The 18,369-nt window shown below is 43.3% G+C and carries 17 protein-coding genes and 1 riboswitch; of the genes, 5 read left to right on the forward strand and 12 right to left on the reverse strand.

The window, feature by feature from the left end; all coding sequences use genetic code 11:
- Nucleotides 1-42: 42 nt before the first annotated feature.
- From LT679_RS03490 to LT679_RS03505, 4 genes are all read right to left on the reverse strand, one after another.
- Nucleotides 43-1,278: a homoserine dehydrogenase gene (locus LT679_RS03490; RefSeq protein WP_232175578.1), complete on the reverse strand. Its 1,236-nt coding sequence runs from the start codon at nucleotides 1,276-1,278 to the stop codon at nucleotides 43-45.
- On the reverse strand, nucleotides 1,278-2,333 hold the full coding sequence (locus tag LT679_RS03495) for a homoserine O-acetyltransferase family protein (RefSeq protein ID WP_232175579.1): 1,056 nt from the start codon (nucleotides 2,331-2,333) through the stop codon (nucleotides 1,278-1,280). The genes LT679_RS03490 and LT679_RS03495 overlap by 1 nt, the downstream gene beginning before the upstream one ends.
- A 59-nt stretch (nucleotides 2,334-2,392) precedes the next feature.
- Nucleotides 2,393-3,718, reverse strand: coding sequence for an O-acetylhomoserine aminocarboxypropyltransferase/cysteine synthase family protein (locus LT679_RS03500; RefSeq protein ID WP_232175580.1), 1,326 nt, complete (start codon nucleotides 3,716-3,718; stop codon nucleotides 2,393-2,395).
- 223 nt (nucleotides 3,719-3,941) lie between these two features.
- Nucleotides 3,942-4,054: riboswitch (SAM riboswitch) on the reverse strand.
- Nucleotides 4,055-4,156: 102 nt separating this feature from the next.
- On the reverse strand, nucleotides 4,157-5,278 hold the full coding sequence (locus LT679_RS03505) for a trans-sulfuration enzyme family protein (RefSeq protein ID WP_232175581.1): 1,122 nt from the start codon (nucleotides 5,276-5,278) through the stop codon (nucleotides 4,157-4,159).
- Between the two features lie 55 nt (nucleotides 5,279-5,333).
- On the opposite strand from LT679_RS03505, the gene LT679_RS03510 reads away from it, so the two are divergent.
- The 5 genes from LT679_RS03510 (at nucleotide 5,334) to LT679_RS03530 (ending at nucleotide 9,356) form a co-directional block, all read left to right on the forward strand.
- Nucleotides 5,334-5,759, forward strand: coding sequence for a hypothetical protein (locus LT679_RS03510; protein ID WP_232175583.1), 426 nt, complete (start codon nucleotides 5,334-5,336; stop codon nucleotides 5,757-5,759).
- A 134-nt stretch (nucleotides 5,760-5,893) separates the two neighbouring features.
- The gene (gene mqnE / locus LT679_RS03515) at nucleotides 5,894-7,087 is read left to right on the forward strand and encodes an aminofutalosine synthase MqnE (RefSeq protein ID WP_232175584.1); all 1,194 of its coding nucleotides are present in this window, start codon (nucleotides 5,894-5,896) and stop codon (nucleotides 7,085-7,087) included.
- A 151-nt stretch (nucleotides 7,088-7,238) separates the two neighbouring features.
- Nucleotides 7,239-7,859 carry a histidine phosphatase family protein gene (locus tag LT679_RS03520; protein ID WP_232175585.1) on the forward strand — a complete coding sequence of 207 codons (621 nt, stop codon included), beginning with the start codon at nucleotides 7,239-7,241 and terminating at the stop codon, nucleotides 7,857-7,859.
- Nucleotides 7,860-7,866: 7 nt separating this feature from the next.
- On the forward strand, nucleotides 7,867-8,616 hold the full coding sequence (locus LT679_RS03525) for a menaquinone biosynthetic enzyme MqnA/MqnD family protein (RefSeq protein WP_232175586.1): 750 nt from the start codon (nucleotides 7,867-7,869) through the stop codon (nucleotides 8,614-8,616).
- Nucleotides 8,617-8,891: 275 nt separating this feature from the next.
- Complete coding sequence (locus LT679_RS03530; RefSeq protein WP_232175587.1) at nucleotides 8,892-9,356, forward strand: hypothetical protein; 465 nt, start codon at nucleotides 8,892-8,894, stop codon at nucleotides 9,354-9,356.
- A 163-nt stretch (nucleotides 9,357-9,519) separates the two neighbouring features.
- Here the strand turns inward: LT679_RS03530 and LT679_RS03535 are convergent, their stop codons facing one another.
- From LT679_RS03535 to LT679_RS03570, 8 genes are all read right to left on the reverse strand, one after another.
- Nucleotides 9,520-10,770: a sulfate adenylyltransferase subunit 1 gene (locus LT679_RS03535; protein WP_232175588.1), complete on the reverse strand. Its 1,251-nt coding sequence runs from the start codon at nucleotides 10,768-10,770 to the stop codon at nucleotides 9,520-9,522.
- 1 nt (nucleotide 10,771) lies between these two features.
- Nucleotides 10,772-11,680, reverse strand: a complete 909-nt coding sequence (gene cysD / locus LT679_RS03540; protein ID WP_232175589.1) for a sulfate adenylyltransferase subunit CysD — start codon at nucleotides 11,678-11,680, stop codon at nucleotides 10,772-10,774.
- Between the two features lie 14 nt (nucleotides 11,681-11,694).
- Nucleotides 11,695-12,399, reverse strand: coding sequence for a phosphoadenylyl-sulfate reductase (locus tag LT679_RS03545; protein ID WP_232175590.1), 705 nt, complete (start codon nucleotides 12,397-12,399; stop codon nucleotides 11,695-11,697).
- A 1-nt stretch (nucleotide 12,400) separates the two neighbouring features.
- A complete protein-coding gene (locus tag LT679_RS03550; RefSeq protein WP_232175592.1) occupies nucleotides 12,401-13,918 on the reverse strand; it encodes a TSUP family transporter in 1,518 nt (505 codons plus the stop codon).
- Nucleotides 13,902-14,678, reverse strand: a complete 777-nt coding sequence (gene cobA / locus LT679_RS03555; protein WP_232175593.1) for a uroporphyrinogen-III C-methyltransferase — start codon at nucleotides 14,676-14,678, stop codon at nucleotides 13,902-13,904. The genes LT679_RS03550 and cobA overlap by 17 nt, the downstream gene beginning before the upstream one ends.
- The gene (locus LT679_RS03560; protein ID WP_232175594.1) at nucleotides 14,678-16,768 is read right to left on the reverse strand and encodes a nitrite reductase; all 2,091 of its coding nucleotides are present in this window, start codon (nucleotides 16,766-16,768) and stop codon (nucleotides 14,678-14,680) included. Before LT679_RS03560 ends, cobA begins: the two co-directional genes overlap by 1 nt.
- Before the next feature lie 226 nt (nucleotides 16,769-16,994).
- Nucleotides 16,995-17,432, reverse strand: a complete 438-nt coding sequence (locus tag LT679_RS03565; protein WP_232175595.1) for an RrF2 family transcriptional regulator — start codon at nucleotides 17,430-17,432, stop codon at nucleotides 16,995-16,997.
- A gap of 106 nt (nucleotides 17,433-17,538) precedes the next feature.
- On the reverse strand, nucleotides 17,539-18,363 hold the full coding sequence (locus LT679_RS03570; RefSeq protein WP_232175596.1) for an MOSC domain-containing protein: 825 nt from the start codon (nucleotides 18,361-18,363) through the stop codon (nucleotides 17,539-17,541).
- Nucleotides 18,364-18,369 lie beyond the last annotated feature (6 nt).

An 18,369-nucleotide genomic window follows, 5' to 3' on the forward strand; every position in this document is an offset into this window, starting at 1 on the left:
CCGGAACTACCGGAGCTTTTTGCTTTATTGATGTCTTGAATATTATACCAGTTCGGCAGCTTGTGTTTTTGCCGTAGCTAAGCTCACCCCGGTCAACTGATCGGCGAAAGCTATAAACGCTTTGCTGTCTGATATAAGGTTTTGATTTTCTATCAGGTTTTGAAGATTTACCTTGCCGATAACGTATTTAAAACCATCGGATGTATAACTTTCAAAAATATGTTCAAATTCAAGTGCCTGCACCAGGCTCTCGTCAGTATAACGCAGGTAAACGGTTAACTTGATATCATTGGTAAATGTAAGGCTGCCTTTTTCCTTCGCTTTTTTGTATTCGTAATGATAGTCGTAACGCAGTGCTGCAACGTCAGACAGTACGGCCGCGCCGGTAGGGTGGCCGCCCGCGCCCTTACCGAAGAAAAATTGCTGATCGGCAAATGCAGCTTGTACTATAACGCCATTATACTCGTACTCCACATTATACAAAAACTCGCTTTCAGTTACCAGTTTGGGTAAAACGAACAAGGCTACATGGCGGTCATCCAGTTCTTTAGCTACCGGAACAAGCTTTATTTTCAGATTCTTCTCGCGGGTATATTGCAGGTCGTTCGCCGAAAGATTTTGTATGCCGATGTTCAGCACATCGTCCGGATTCACCACTACGCCATAAGCATGCGCTGCGGCAATAACCAGTTTAAATTTAGCATCGTAGCCGCCAACATCCATGGTGGGGTCGGTTTCGGCAAAGCCGAGGTCCTGTGCTTGTTTTAGCGCGCTTGCGTAATCCAGGTTTTCCAGGTAGCCCTTTGAAAGTATGTAGTTAGATGAGCCATTGAAAATGCCGCAGATGGAGTGCAATAACTCGTTATCATAATATTCTTCCAGGTTACGGATGATCGGAATACTACCGCATACGGCTCCCTCATAAAGTAACGATGTGCCATGTTCATGCTGGATAGCCAACAACTCCTCAAGGTGAGTGGCAATCATTTTCTTACTGGCCGATACCACATTCTTGCCTGATCTTAGAGCGGTAGATACAATTTCAAAAGCAGCATCTGTTTCATTAATCAACTCTATAACCGTGTTTATTTCAGGGTTATTCAATATTTCATTCCTGTCTGTAGTAAATAAGTCGGCAGGCAGGGTACGTTTCTTCTCAGGGTTTTTAATAGCGATCTTTACGATCTCCAGGTTCAGGTTCTTTGTTTTGATGATGTCGTACAAACCTTGTCCAACCACGCCGAAACCAAATAAACCAATAGTAAGTTTTTTGCTCATTATGCTGTTTGTTGCAATTCAATAATTTTTCCCTTAACGTCAGTTTTCAGGAATGATCTGATAATATTTGTTAATGCTTCTGTTTCAATTAAAAATCCATCGTGCCCGTAAAATGAGTCGAACTCGGCAAAGGCAGCCTTGGGTATATGCTGAAATAAATAGCGCTGTTCTTCAATCGGGAATAACAAATCGGATGTTATGCCGATGACCAGTGTTTTAGCCGTTATCTGGCTTAGCGCCTTGTCAACACTGGTACGGTTACGGCCAACGTTGTGTGAATCCATCACTTTGGTTAAATACCAGTAGCTGTAAGCATTGTACCGGTTTACCAGTTTTTGGCCCTGGTAGTTTTGGTAGCTCGATGCTTTGTAGCCATCAGTAAGGCCATTAGTGTCCTCCTGTTGGGTGATATTGTATGCTTTATAACCGCGATATGAAAGCAGTGCTATGCTACGCGCGGCTTTCAGGCCTTTTTCGCCACCCTGTGGGGTATTGGCGTAAAATGTACGGTCTGTACTGATAGCTAAACGTTGCGACTCGTTAAAGGCAATGCCCCATGGCGAGTGCTTAGCGTTTGTAGCTATAAGAATCAGGTTCTTGATCTTTTCAGGTTCCGCAATAGCCCACTCCATAGCTTGTTGCCCGCCTAAGGATCCGCCTATCAATACTTCGATGTTATTGATATCCAGGTGTGCAGCTAACAGGCGATGCGCTTTAACCATATCGCGTATGGTAATTTCCGGGAAGGCCAGGTAATAAGGTTGACCGGTTACCGGGTTAACACTTAACGGATTGGTTGAGCCGTAGGGCGAACCCAATATATTGGCGCATACGATGAAGTGCTCATCCGGATTAAAAAAATCTTTTGCGCCAAACAACCCTTTCCACCAATCAAGCACATCTGAATTGGCTGTAAGCGCATGGCATACCCAAATTACATTATCACGGTTTTGGTTAAGCTTGCCGTAGGTATTAAATCCTATTTCCAGCTGGCGTAACTCCTTGCCCGATTCAAGTGTGAATTTTTGTTTATGCCTGTATATGTCAGTACTCATCTCTTATCAATAAGCTCCCGGCTTTACGCCGGAAGCATTTTAAAACTATAATCAAAAGCCTATGCAAGGCTTGTTTCTATTTGTTCAATTTTGGCTAAAGCCTGCTCAAAGTCAGCTTTAATATCATCAATGTGCTCAATGCCTACGGCAACGCGCAATAAACCGGGAGTAACACCGGCGGCTAACTGTTCAATCTCACTCAACTGTTGGTGTGTGGTTGCCGATGGTTGAATGATCAAAGTTTTGGCATCGCCCACATTAGCCAGGTGGCTTACCAGTTTCAGGTTATCAATTACCGCAGTGGCATTTGCCTTTTCGCCCTTAACTTCAAAGGATAATACGGCTCCAAAACCATTGCTTAAATATTTTTTTGCCAGTTCATGGTAAGGTGACGATGTAAGGCCAGGATAATTTACCTTGGCTACTAACGGATGCTGCTCAAGCCATTTAGCCAGTTCGAGCGCGTTATCAACGTGGCGTTGCACGCGCAGCGATAGCGTTTCTAAACCCTGGATCAAAAGCCATGAATTAAATGGTGATTGTGACGGGCCAAAGTCGCGCAGGCCCTCAACACGCGCACGAATGATATACTGTATATTCCCAAACGGACCGCCGATGCCAAATACATCATTAAACACTAAACCGTGGTAACCTTCGGCTGGTTGCGTAAACTGCGGAAACTTGCCATTGCCCCAGTTATAATTACCGCCATCAACAATTACACCGCCTATGCTGGTGCCATGCCCGCCGATCCATTTAGTGGCTGATTGTACCACCACATGCGCACCATGCTCCAACGGGCGGAAGAGGTAACCTGCAGCACCAAATGTGTTATCTACAATTAAAGGCAAATCATGTTTTTTAGCTACCTCTGCAATTTTTTCAAAATCGGGGATATTAAAGCCGGGGTTACCAATTGTTTCTAAGTAAATAGCCTTGGTACTCTCGTTAATTAAGGCTTCGATACTTTCTGCCGAGTCATCTTTAGCAAAACGGGCTTCGATGCCTAACCTTTTGAATGATACTTTGAACTGATTATAAGTGCCGCCGTATAAGAACGGAGAGGTAACAAAGTTATCGCCCGTTTGTAGGATGTTATTCAGCGCCAAAAACTGCGCCGCCTGGCCCGATGCTGTGGCCAAAGCCGCTACACCGCCTTCTAAAGCCGCAACGCGTTTCTCAAACACGTCGGTAGTAGGGTTCATCAGGCGGGTATAAATATTACCGAATTCTTTTAGCGCGAAAAGGTTAGCGCCATGCTCAGCGCTATTAAATACATATGATGTAGTTTGATATAACGGTACAGCGCGTGAGCCTGTAACGGCATCAACTTCCTGACCGGCGTGTAGTTGTAATGTTTCGAATTTAAGGTTTGTAGCAGACATGGTTTTTAAGATTTTAATTTTTAAAAAGGTTAATGTTTTGATTTTAGCGGCGGGATGCAATTATCCCGGTGAGGTGCACGCGTACTTTGTTAAGTAAGTGTTAGCGTGCAATAGTGTGGCTTAGCAGCAACACATACACATACAGCAATAAGGGTTTAAACCATATTGATTATGCTGTACTATGTTTTCAGGAATGCTAAATAAAATTTTCATTTCGTTTGTTAATTTATATTTCCCGGGGTTATTCTTCCGGGGCAGGAATTGGCACCTTCTTCAGTTGCTGAAGGGTTGCCAGCGGGTTGTTGAGCCTGTTCTCTCGCCGCTTCTTTATAAACCAAACCTTTTTGAAGGGTATTGATCTTAAATATTTGCTACCAAATATTGTTGCAAATGTATGTTAAAAAAACATTCGCTTCCAAATTTAATTTGTTTTTATCTTTAAAAACTATCTAAAGCCTGTTTCATATCCTCAATCAAGTCGTCTATATGCTCCAAACCGACAGACACTCTTAGTAAATTAAAAGGTGTTTTTGTATCGGGGCCTTCAATTAACGCCCGATGTTCTATCAAACTTTCTACGCCGCCTAAACTTGTAGCCTGCGTAAATAACTTTAAAGCATTTATCACTTTGCTCGCTTCCGGTTGCCCGCCATTTATTAAGAAAGAAAGCATACCGCCGTACAAACTCATTTGTGCCGACGCCAGCTCATGTTGCGGATGCAATGCAAGGCCCGGATACATTACCTGCTCAATTTTGGGATGCTGTTCTAAAAATTCGGCAAGGCGCTGCGCATTATGTACATGGCCTCGCACGCGGTAAGGCAATGTTTTTAAACTGCGTACCAGGTAATAGCAATCAGCAGGCGAGGGGATAGCACCACCCATCTCCTGCACTTGGCGTATCTTTTGCCACCAGTCGCTTTTTTCGGCAGTTATCAGCGCGCCTCCCATCAAGTCGCTGTGGCCACCAAAATATTTGGTGCTAGAATGCATCACCAGGTCGGCACCCAATAGTAAAGGCTGCTGGCATATCGGAGTTGCAAAGGTGTTATCGCACACGACCATAATACCCTTAGCATGCGCTATATTAACCACCTTTTTTATGTCGGTAAGTTTCAGTAATGGATTTGATGGCGTTTCTATCCAGATAACGCCTGTGTTAGCTTTGATATGCTGTTGCAGAACGACTTCGTCGTTCACGTCAACAAAATCGAACTCTAAAATACCGGCAAACAAGTTTTTAACCTGGTTGCGCAAGCCATGGTACATATCATCGGGCAAAATAATATGGGTGCCCGGTTGTAATGATTGAAACACCGCCATGCCCGCCGCGTTGCCCGATGAAAATGCTGCAGCATCAACGCCGCCTTCAAGTTGCGTCAAAACTTTCTCTAACGATGCCCGGTTAGGATTGGATGAGCGGCTGTAGATATGCCCTGAAGGGTATTCACCATTTTGATCTCGGGTAAAAGTAGTTGATAGCGTTATCGGCTGGATCACTGTCCCGGAGGCTTTATCAGGATGGTTGCCGGCATGTATGGCAATGGTTTCAATCTTCATAGTATATTGCGTAGCGTTGTGCGGTAAATGTACGTATTGATAAAAAATCCGGATAATGAAAAATGTAATAATTGCTGTTATAATTGTGTTGACTTTTTTTTCTTGTAAAACTGCAAAGCTGTCTGTTGAGGCAGGTAAAGTCAGTAGGGCTAATCTCAAAGGCCAATGGGACTGGAAGAAAACCACGGGAGGGTTTGCCGGAATAACTACCACACCCGAAACCGCCCGTTATATATTACATATCGAGTTTAAGGATAATGAGCTGCTGTTTTATAAAAATGATGCTATAACCCAGCGTTATCATTTTTCTTTGATAAAAGATAAAACTATCTATTCAATGGATTCGCTGTATATCATAAAACCAGATAATGCCGAAAGCGCTATCCCGCTTGTTGTCACCAAAATGGTTAAAGACACGATTGTACTGGCTGATAATGTGAACGATGGCTTTTCATCAACCTATGTTAAAAGGTCGAATTAAATGTTTCGGTATTTAATGTATGTGACAACATCTATGTAAAATCAATGTCAATAACAGCCGCCTTTAAGGAATAAGGTGACCGGTTTAACTGTAATTTTTGCGCATTTTACTACCTTTGGTAAAACTTTTATTGAATGCAAAACTCAGATAGTTTACAGGTATTACTGAATGATCCTAACTTATCTGCTGATTTAAAAGACATTGCACAAAAGGTACTCAACCTGCAACGCATCAGCTTTGACGAGGGTGTGCTGTTATATGAAAAAGCTGAACTCGGCTATCTTGGCACTTTAGCAAATTATATACGCAACGCTAAACACGGCGACAAAACATATTTTAACCGTAACTTCCACATCGAGCCCACCAATTTGTGTGTGTACGATTGTAAATTCTGCTCATATTCGCGCCTGATAAAACAGCGTGGCGAAGGGTGGGAGTATACCATGGACGAAATGCTCGACATGGTTAAGAAATACGATAACGAGCCGGTTACAGAAGTACATATTGTGGGTGGTGTGTTGCCGCAGTACGATCTCCCATTTTACACGCAATTATTCACCATCATTAAACGACATCGGCCTGATCTGCATGTTAAGGCCTTAACACCGGTTGAATATCATTACATATTTAAAAAGGCTAAAATTGATTATGCCACCGGTATGCAATTAATGAAGGATGCTGGGTTGGAATCAATGCCCGGCGGTGGCGCGGAGATATTTCACCCGGAAGTGCGTGATTTGATCGCTAAAGACAAATGTACCGGAGACCAGTGGCTGCAGATACACGAGGAATGGCATAAGCTGGGTATGCGCTCAAACGCTACCATGCTTTACGGGCACATAGAAAAGTACTGGCACCGGGTAGATCACATGGAGCGCCTGCGCCAGTTGCAGAACAAAACAGGTGGATTCCAAACATTCATCCCGCTTAAATTCCGCAATCAGGATAACCAGATGTCCAACGTTCCGGAATCAACCGTGCTGGAGGATCTGCGTAATTATGCTATAGCACGCATCTACCTGGATAACTTTGACCATATCAAGGCTTACTGGGCCATGATTAGCCGTAACACGGCGCAGCTTTCGTTAAACTTTGGCGTAGATGATATAGATGGTACACTTGATGATACCACCAAGATATACTCCATGGCTGGTGCAGAAGAGCAACACCCGGCCATGAGCACTAAAGAGCTGGTCGAGTTGATTAAACAGGTTGGCCGCCACCCGATAGAACGCGATACCTTATATAATGTAGTTACCGATTTTAAAGACCACGTGTTTGCCGAAGAGGCCAAACCTAAGTTTTATAAACTCCCGGTAGTTAATTGAGGTGAAAGGCTAAAGGTGAAAGCATAAAGGTAAAACCTCAAAGCATAAAGATGAAAGCTTAAATCTGATTTTACAAAAAGATATAAGCTTTGTGCTTTGGACTTTAAGCCTTTAGCTCAAAAGGACTTTAAGCTTTCAGATCCAAAAAAGAATGATACAAAAAACACTATACATTGTCCGCCATGGGCAAACCGATCTGAATAAGCAGGGGATTGTGCAGGGACGGGGGATGAACACTGATTTGAATGACGAAGGACGAGCGCAGGCTGCTTTATTTTATGAAGCGTATAAACAAGTCCCTTTTGATAAGATCTACATTTCTGAGTTAAAGCGTACGCAGCAAAGTATACAACAGTTTATTGATCTGGGTATACCTTTTGAAAAACTTGCCGGGCTTGATGAATTGGCCTGGGGCAGGCTGGAGGGTCAGCCAAGTACACCCGAAAATAAAGCGGCTTTTTTTGACTTGATGCGTAACTGGCTCGATGGTAACCTGGATGCAAAGATTGAAGGTGGCGAAAGCCCTAATGAGGTTAAGCTACGCCAACAGGAAGCTATAAAGCTGATTTTATCGCATCCAGAAGAAAAGAATGTTTTGGTATGTATGCATGGAAGGGCTATGAGGCTGCTGATGTGCCTCCTTACCGATCGCCCGCTTACCGAAATGGATACCTTTCCGCATCAAAACCTGGTGCTGTATAAAGTTACCTTTGACGGCCAAAAATTTGAGATTGTTGATTTTAATAATGCCCTGCATTTAAAGCAGGCTTGATGTATTTGTGAAAAAGATTAGAATTTCAGCTGTTAGTTATACTAACACCAAGCCTTTTATATACGGCATAAAAACTACCGACTTCGTTAACAATATTGATCTCAGCCTTGATATACCGGCCGATTGCGCGCAGAAGCTGATAGATGATAAAGCAGATATTGGCCTGATACCTGTTGCTGCAACGCTTAATTTGCCGGAGTGGCACATCGTGTCCGACTATTGTATTGGCGCTAACGGTGCTGTTGCATCTGTCTTTATTTTCAGCAATTGTGAGATATGCGATGTTAGGCGCATACAGCTCGACCCGCAATCGCGAAGCTCAAACAATCTGGCCCGTGTACTACTGAAAAACTTTTGGAAGATTGATCCGGAACTTATTACTGATGCTGAAGATTACACCAACTCATCAGACCCTAATACAGCGTTTGTACAGATAGGTGACAGGACTTTTGGCAAGGCGGAGCAATACCCTTACGCGTATGATTTGGCTGAAGAGTGGCAAACGTTTACCGGCCTGCCTTTTGTATTCGCCGCATGGATATCGAATAAACCCATACCGTCTGATTTTATAGAGGAATTCAATACAGCTCTAAAATTCGGATTGGATAACAGGCAGAAACTATTTGAAGAGCTACCCCACCGCGACGATTTTGATGTTGAGGATTATCTGCTCAATAAGATCGATTATGATCTGACTGATAAAAAAAGGGAAGCGTTATACTTATTTTTAAAGTACATCAAGGATTTAGGCGTCTAACCATTTTCCAATTGATGTTATTTAGACCTGCTAAAACAGTTAATCAAAGTTTCATTTTACATTTTTATGACAGGCTTATTGTAGTTTGTACACTATTAAATTGCAATAAAAATTAAGATATTGTAAAACTTACACTATCTAAGGAATTAAATTTTGAAATATTTAAAATAAAATATCTTAAATTGTGAATAATTTATAAAAATTATTCACAATTTAAATAATTAATAATTATGTTAGATATTTGTTGTGGATTTAAAATTTAACACAACAAGACAATGAAAAAGTTATTAGTTATACCAGCAATTATCGGTTTATTAGTTACAGGCGCTTTCGCAGCCGATAAAAAAGTTAAAGAAGACGACGACAAAAACGCAAACGTATCTTACGCGGTTGTTAACCAGTTTAAGTCAGATTTCCGTGACGCTGAAAACGTTACCTGGACTGTAACCGAAACTACTCAGAAAGCAGAATTTACTTTAGACGGTGTTAAAATGACCGCTTTCTACAACCTGAATGGCGATTACATGGGCACAACTAAACAAGTTGCATACAAAGCCATTTCAGCACGTGCTCAAAAAGAAATTGCCAGCCGTTACAAAGATTATACTGTAGGCCAGGTAATTGAATTAAATTCAGGTGATGGCATACAGCACTTTGTTGACCTGAAAAGCAGCAAAGACGAAATTTTAGTTCGTGTTGCTCCAACTTCAGCTGTATACTACTTTCAACAAGTAAAATAAGTTACAACCCATAATATATATAGCAAAGGCTGTACCTTAATAGGTGCAGCCTTTTTTTGTGTTTGTTCTTTAACAGTTGGGATTTATATAATAACATAAAAGCAGTGATTGACAATTGAAATAACTAATCGCCAACCACTGCTCTCTATTCTACAAATGCTGATCAATCAACCGCTGAGCGCAGCATCAAGGCGCCCACGGTTACGTTAGTACGGCTGTCAATTATAATGGCGCCGCCATTCGCTTTGTTTAACTGATATGGGTCGAACGCTAAAGCGTCTGCTGTTTTAATTACAATTCGGCCAATATCATTAAGCTTGAAGTCCTCATCATATTGTTTTTCGAGCGTGTTAATGTTTACCTTATGCAAAACTTCGTTTATCCGGCAACGAGTTACTTTGCTATTGTGCTGTACCAGGTATGTATGTGTAGTATCCAGCGGACGGGTATCCATCCAGCACAGGTCGGCCTCAATTAATTGCGCAACATGCGGCTGTTCAGCACTGCTTACTAAGAGATCGCCACGACTAACATCAATATCGTCAGCCAAATGTATCGTTACCGACATGCCTGTAATAGCCTCGGCCGGTTCCTTATCAAATTGCTCAATCTTCGAAATAGTACTCGTAAAGCCCGATGGCAAAACGGTTACCTTGTCATTCACCCTAAACCTTCCGCTGGCCACGCGACCTGCATAACCCCGGTAATCATGCAATTCATCAGTTTGCGGGCGTACAACCCATTGCACCGGTAAACGCGCATGTGACGCTTTAACATCAACTTTTATATCTACGTTCTCCAGATAGGTAAGCAGGCTTTCGCCATCGTACCATGACATATTGGTAGACTGGTGAACAATGTTATCGCCTTTTAAAGCGCTGACAGGTATAAACTTAACATTGTTCAGCTCAACTTTTTTTGCAAGTGCTTCATAGTCGCTCACAATTTTATTGTAGGCCTGTTCATCATAGTTAAGCATATCCATTTTATTAACGCAAACCACTACCTGCGGAATGCCTAATAACGATACCAGGAACGAATGACGTATGGTTTGCTCAATAACACCCTTACGTGCATCGATCAGAATAATGGCCAAACCGGCGTTACTTGCCCCCGTAACCATATTGCGGGTATATTGTATGTGGCCGGGCGCATCTGCAATAATAAACTTGCGTTTGTCAGTGTTGAAATACTTGTAGGCAACGTCAATGGTTATCCCTTGCTCACGTTCGGCTTTAAGGCCGTCGGTCAGGATAGCAAGGTCAATGGTGCCATCATCGTTCTTACGATTTGAGGCATGTAATGCTTCTAACTGATCGGCTAAGATTGCTTCGCTATCATATAACAGGCGGCCAATAAGGGTGCTTTTACCATCATCAACACTACCGGCAGTAATAAACTTTAAAATATCCATATTAAAAATAGCCTCCTTTCTTACGGTCTTCCATGGCCGCTTCTGATACTTTGTCGTCCATGCGTGCGCCACGCTCACTAATTTTTGATTCGCTTATCTCGTTAATGATGTCATCAATCTCGTAAGCGTACGACTCAACAGCTGCGGTACAGGTCATGTCGCCCACGGTACGGAAACGTACGTTGCGACGTTCGATAACATCCTCTTCGTCCATATTAAGGAAAGGAGAGGCCGCCATTAACTGGCCATTGCGGGTGATACAATCGCGCTCGTGCGCAAAGTATATGGAAGGGAGTTCAATCTTCTCACGACGGATGTAATTCCAAACGTCAAGTTCTGTCCAGTTACTGATCGGGAATACCCTTACGTTTTCGCCTTTGTGAATTTTACCGTTATATAGGTTCCATAGTTCAGGGCGCTGGCGTTTAGGGTCCCATTGGCCAAACTCATCACGTACCGAAAAGATACGCTCTTTAGCGCGGGCTTTCTCTTCATCACGACGGGCACCGCCGATACAGGCATCAAACTGGTGCTTGGCTATAGTATCCAATAAAGTAACGGTTTGCAGTGCGTTTCGGCTGGCGTTTTTGCCCTTTTGCTCAACTACTTTGCCTTCATTTATTGAATCCTGAACATGGCCGATGATTAATTTTTCGCCAAGGCGTTCAATCATCCTGTCGCGGTAATCAATGGTTTCAACAAAGTTATGGCCGGTATCAATATGTACCAGCGGAAAAGGAAATTTACCCGGGCGAAAAGCTTTTTCAGCCAATCGTACCAGAGTTATAGAATCCTTACCGCCCGAAAAAAGCAGCGCGGGTTTTTCAAATTGCCCCGCCACCTCGCGCAGAATGTATATCGCTTCTGCTTCAAGTTCATCTAAATAATCCAGGTGGTTATTAGTACTCATTTGGTGGTTATATGTTATTTTACAGCATGAAGGCCGCATTCTTTCTTACTTTGATCTTCCCACCACCAGCGCCCGGCACGAAAATCTTCGCCTTCTTGTACGGCGCGGGTGCAGGGCTGGCAGCCAATGCTCGGGAAGCCCCTGTCATGCAGTGTATTGTACGGTACGTTGTATTTTTTAATGTAAGCCTTTACATCATCCAAAGTCCAGCTATAAATAGGGTGATACTTCAGTATATTGTTCACTTCGTCCCACTCCAGGTTATCCATGTGCTGGCGATTGGCCGACTGATCGGCACGAATGCCGGTTACCCAGCATTTGTTACCTGTAAGGGCTCGTTTTAAGGGTTCAATCTTGCGGATGCCGCAGCATTCCTTCCGGTTTTCGACAGACTCATAAAAGCTGCTCGGGCCTTTTTGATTCACCATCGCCTCAACCAACGAGTGATTGGGGTAGTAAGCGAATATCGGCTTGCCATACATTTCCATGGTGCGGTTCCAAACGTAGTAGGTTTCCGGGAAAATCCGGCCTGTTTCGAGTGTGAAAACTTTTATAGGCAGATCATTAGTAAATATCATGTGGGTAATCACCTGATCTTCCCAGCCAAAACTGGTTGAAAAAACTACTTCGCCCGGAAACTGCTCTGCCAATGATCGCAGCGCTTCTACAGGTTCAAGTCCGGTAATATCCTGTTTAATATAGTTTGCTAACTCACTCATCTCAAATCACTTTCAAAATAAAATTAACAATGCTGCGCAAACTGATGGCAACCACAATAATACCCACAGCTACCATAATTACCTTGGTAGATATTTTGTTGGATATTTTTGCCGCGATAGGTGACGCAGCAGCACTGCCAATAATTAAACCCGCCACAGCATGCCAATGCCCGCTGTTAAGCATGGTTATAAACGTCAGTGAGCTCATTAAGGCGATAAAAAACCTCGATAGTTTTACCGTCCCTAAAGAGAAACGTGCGTTACGGCCGCCGGCTATTAAAGTAGATAATACGATAGAACCCCAGCCGCCGCCGCCAACCGCGTCAATAAAACCGCCGCCTAAACCAAGTAATGATATTTTCTTGATCTTATCAGCGGATTTTTTAGGCTTACGGTTAAAGGCCTTTGACAGAATAACTAAACCTAAAATCAAGGTGTATAACGATACGAATGGCTTGGTGTAATGGGCATAATGCTCTAATGAGGATAGTAGATACGCGCCTGTAACAGCTCCAATTATACCGGGAATTAGCAGTAATTTAAACAACTTCCAGTTTACATTACCCATCCGGTAATGCATCCATCCGGCAATACCATTGCTTAATACTTCTGATAAATGGACGGCCATACTTGCCGAAGCAGGCGGAACTCCCATAGATAGCGAGAAAGTTGTAGATGTTACTCCGTACGACATGCCGATAGCGCCATCTATCATCGAAAATACAAAACCAGCACCCAGGAAATAATAGAACATCGGGTCGATGTTCTGCACATAATTTTGAAATCCGGGTTCGCGATACCACAGCGATACTAAACTTATAACAATAGCAGCAAATGATGTGAGCCAGATCAACCAGCGTACAAACATTTTGTTGCCCGGCTTGGCTTTTTTTGACTCGCCCAGCACTGCAGTTGCCTCATTGAGCTTTCGAACTTTATAAGCGAAATCGCCTTTAAGAGAATTTCTTAAATCACTCATTTGTTGCAAGGTATCATCTATCTCGTCCGGTATTTCGCGATTGAGGAATTCCTTGATACGTTTGGCAACAGTGGGCGATTTACCGTTGGTTGATATGGCAATCTTCAAATCACCTTTTTGTACGATAGAGCTCAGGTAAAAGTCGCACAGATCGGGTTTGTCGGCAACATTGACCAATAATTTACGATCATGCGCGGCTTGGCAAATGTAATTATTTAGGTCACTGTCATTCGTAGCGGCAATCACCAGATCGGCCGTATTTAGATCATATTCAGCAAAGCTTTTGTTGATCACTTGCACGCCTTCGTATTCAGATGCGAGCGCATGAATCTCAGGTAAAATTGCCCTGGCAATAATAGTAACCTTAGCATGCGGACTGTTTTTTAGCACAGCGGTCAGTTTTTCTAAACCAACATTACCCGCGCCAATAAGCACCGTATGCAAGTTATTGAGTTTGATGAAAACCGGGAAAAGTTGATTTCCCTTGGTTTTATCCTGCTCAACAGGTTTTACGCTATTATCCTCAGGCAAGTGTGTCATACAATGCTTTGATCGATTTAAACTCCGGGTGCAGCGCTACTACTTCGCCAAACACTATAAGCGCAGGCGAGCTGATGTTTTTTTCGGCAACAGCGTTCACAATAGTGTCAACCGTCGCGATAGCTACTTTTTCGTTTGCAGTAGTTCCGCTTTGAATTACGGCGGCAGGCAAATTGCTTTTACCTTCAGCTTTAAATACTTCGGTGATTTCCGCCAGCTTATGTATGCCCATTAAAACCACTACGGTAGCACGGCTTTTAGCCGCATCTATTAAATCTAATGATATTTTGCCACTGGCAGTAGTACCGGTAACCACCCAAAAGCTTTCGCTTAAACCACGATGAGTTACGGGTATTTGCTGTAATTCGGGTACGCCAATGGAGCTGGATATACCCGGCACAACCTGCGCCGGTATGTTATGCTGTGCTGCAAATTCTATCTCCTCAAACCCGCGACCAAATACAAATGGATCGCCACCTTTAAGGCGAACCACGTGGCCATAGTTAAAGGCATAATCAACCATTAGTTGGTTAATGCTGGCCTGTGAATGTGTTTGATCGCCGGAACGTTTGCCTACGTACACTTTGATTGAATGCGCTGGGGCAATATCGAGCAACTCCTCATTCACCAGGGCATCATATAAAATCACATCGGCAGTTTGTAATGCTTTAATTCCTTTTATGGTGATCAGATCGGCATCTCCTGGGCCTGCGCCAACCAAGGTGATACGCGGCGTTATATTTTGTGTACTGTTATTCATTATTTTACCAAAGCCTCCCTTTTTGCTTTGCTGTCATTTAAAAACTGAGTCGCTTGTGCCAGGTAGGCGGTGGCAAACTCTTCAGATGGTTCGTTTTTGTTGATCTGCAAAACCAGATCAGTAAATGTGGTATCAAGCGCAAATTCGCCCGACTCAACATACTGCGCATCAAACTCCTTGATTACGCCTGCCTGGGTGCTGCTGTTTACGCCTTTATCAAGCAATAACGCTTTAGCCGAACTTACAAACACGCTGTAAGCATGGTAAATTGCATCAGCCCAGCGGCTTTCAGCATATGCATCATTAGCCCAACCCAGCTTTTCTTCTGATTCGTATAGTAAGGTAGCTACCAGATCAATCACCACACCGGCACATTCACCAACGCCTATAGCGGTAACAAATGTTTCCTCGTGGCCCCAGTCAACAAACTCTTCTTCTGTTAAGTTGGTCAGGTCAGCAAGTGGTTTCAGTAAACGGTAAAAATAATCCTTGCCCTGACGGTCATAGTAACCGTGGTAAGTTTCGTCGGTAATGGAATTTGCTTTATAGTCATCCAATAACGAGCGTAAAACACTGGTGGCCCGTTTTGCAGGTACCTTAACCACACGCTCGGCCACGCGGCCAACGCCATTGCCAACTGTGCCGCCGCCAAGCATTACCTGTACTGATGGCAAAACTTTAGTTCCGGCTTTTAACGAACTGCCATGCAAGCCGATATGTGCCAGGCCATGCTGACCGCACGAGTTCATACAACCACTTATTTTGATCTTGATCTCGCGGTTATAAATAAAGTCTTCGTATTCGGTGTAAATTACGTTTTCGAGTACGCGAGCCATCGTCATGCTGTTAGATATACCCAGGTTACAGGTATCGGTACCCGGGCAAGTGGTTACATCGGCCACGCTATCAAAACCCGGCGCTGATAGTTCCAGTTCGGTTAAGCCGTTAAATAAAGCGGTTAATGCTTTTTTACGTACGTATTTTAATAACAGCCCCTGGTTTTGGGTAATGCGCAGTTCATCGGCAACTAACGGTTTTAATACATCAACCAGTTTACGTGCTGTGGCTGTGTCTATATCGCCTACTGGTACCTTGATGTAAACGCCATAAAAACCTGCCTGCTTTTGCTCAAAAACGTTGGTAGCCAGCCATTGCTCATAACGTAATGGATTTACCGGCTCCGCATCAGCATAAACAGTAGTATCAGGAAGAGCAGGCTGGGGGAGCGCTTCGCGATTAACAGGATAAGTTTTTACCTTGTTGGCCACACGCTCTTCCTGAGCTAAACGCAGTACCTCATCTAAACCAAGTTTTTGCACCAGGTATTTTAAACGGGCCTTGTTACGATTATTACGTTCGCCGTAACGATCGAATACGCGGATAACCGACTCTATATAAGGGATCAATTGATCCTCCGGTAAAAACTCTTCAACAGCGCTTGCCAGAAAAGGCTGTGCACCAAGTCCGCCTGCTAATAATACTTTAAAACCACGCTCGCCTTGAGTATTTAATTTTGGTATAAAACCAAGGTCATGTATGTAGCTGAAAGCTTCATCGCTATCCGTAGCCGAAAATGATATTTTGAATTTACGGCCCATTTCCTGGCAAATAGGGTTCCGTAAAAAGTACTCGAATGTGGCGTGCGCGTAAGGCGACACATCAAATGGTTCCTTTGGGTCGATACCTGCGGTAGGGGCTGCGGTTACGTTACGTACGGTGTTTCCGCATGCTTCGCGAAGCGTAATGTCATCCTGCTCCAGTCTTGCCCAAAGTTCGGGCGTGCGGTCAAGGCTTACGTAATGTATCTGTATATCCTGACGAGTGGTTAAATGCAGGTTGCCGCTGCCGTATTCATCAGATATATCGGCAATAGTAAGCAGTTGTTTAAAGGTAACCTTTCCAAAAGGTAGCTTAATACGAACCATTTGCACACCTGGTTGGCGCTGACCGTAAACACCGCGCGCGAGGCGCAGGCTCCTGAACTTTTCATCGTGTATCTTACCTTCCCTAAACAGGCGTATCTTCCGTTCAAGATCGATAATATCTTTTTCAACTACAGGGTTCTCCAGTTCTGTTCTGAAGCTTTGCATAATGAGAATGGTGGTTATTTATAAAAAAGCCCCTTTTGCTTATGGCTAAAGAGGCGTTAATATCGCTTGTTTATACTTATAGCCAAACATCAGTACACTGCCAGCAGCAGTACATTAGTTGCATATAAATATAAGTATTTTTCATAATGTCACAAATATATATATTCTATACGGAAATAATAGACTTTAATTCAAAATTACAATAACATGAATTTTGTTTTTCATATTATAGGCTGGTAATCAACGTGTTTTCTCTTGCTATAATATCAGCAATACTGGTTTCCGAAAGTATTTTGAGCGTAGCATCGCGCACATCAACAAACACACTGCGTATACCGCAGGTAGTTTCCTGATGGCATTCATCGCATTTGTGGTAAAAATTGAGGCTTGCGCAAGGTACCATGGCAATAGGGCCATCAGTTATACGCATAATGCTTACCAGGTAAATATCTTTCGGATCCTTATTCAGGCTGTAGCCGCCGCCCGCGCCTTTTTTACTGTACAAAAAACCCGCGTTGCGCAAGTCGAGTAATATTTGTTCCAGGAATTTTTTGGGTATGCGTTCTTCCTCTGCAATTTTTGAGATCTGCATAGGTGGCTTGTCTGTGTTTTTGCCCAGAACAACCAATGCTTTGATAGCGTACTTAGTTTTTTTCGACAGCATCGTTTAAAGATACAATTCGCAAAGATATATGTTATATATAAAGAATATCTTTTTTATAGGGTAATAATTTGCTGACAGTAGCCCTTGAAGTTAATCAATCCTGGTATTAAACTAAAAACCGCTCTTCAATATGTTGGCTTATTATATTGAGCGAATCACCTACGCTTATTACACCAGTGCCGTTGTGCAGCAAATTTTGCCCGAACATGATTTTCTGGCCCTTACGGCGATAACCGGCAAGCGTTTTAAGAGGCTCCTTATGCTTAGTGGCAGTCTCCTGGTCAATGGTTGTCATAACACATCTGGCGCAAAGTTTAACACCCTTAAAGTTTATGCTATTTATACTGAATTCGTTAAATAAATCCTCAGCATAAGGCTCGCCGCCGCTGAACACGATGTTTGGGCGAAAACGGTTCATAGGTAAAGCCTCGGCCAGGCGAGTGTTCAGATCATTCAGCGATTCTTCACCGATCAGTAAAAAAGGATAATCATCAGCAAACGTCGTGATTTCATCGTTATGTGCATACTTAGGGTCAACCTTTCGATGGGTATCTTCAGGCATGTAAACCAATTTGCATGGCTTATTTAGTTTGGCGCTGAACCATGCATCGGCCGCATCACTAACCCTAATGGCAGGGCAGGTGCTCTCCCAAATGGTGACATCGAATTTATCATCCGTTTGCGGTTTAAAAGGTATGTGTATCGTATCGGCATTCGGTGTATAAGTGATCAGCAAATTATCGCGTGTGATAGCAACCTTAAGTAAAGCCATGGCTGCGAAATCGCGCTGCGTCATAAACCGGTTGTCGATGTCCACAAGCAGCCAACGGCGGTCATATTTAAAACCACGGTCGGTTACTTCTGCTTGCTGAAGCTGTATACCGCCTAATGATTTTACGGGATAAATATAAAGTGCCGATACCTTAAGCATAACTGT

The organism is Mucilaginibacter roseus (assembly GCF_021215455.1).
GTDB lineage: Bacteria > Bacteroidota > Bacteroidia > Sphingobacteriales > Sphingobacteriaceae > Mucilaginibacter > Mucilaginibacter roseus.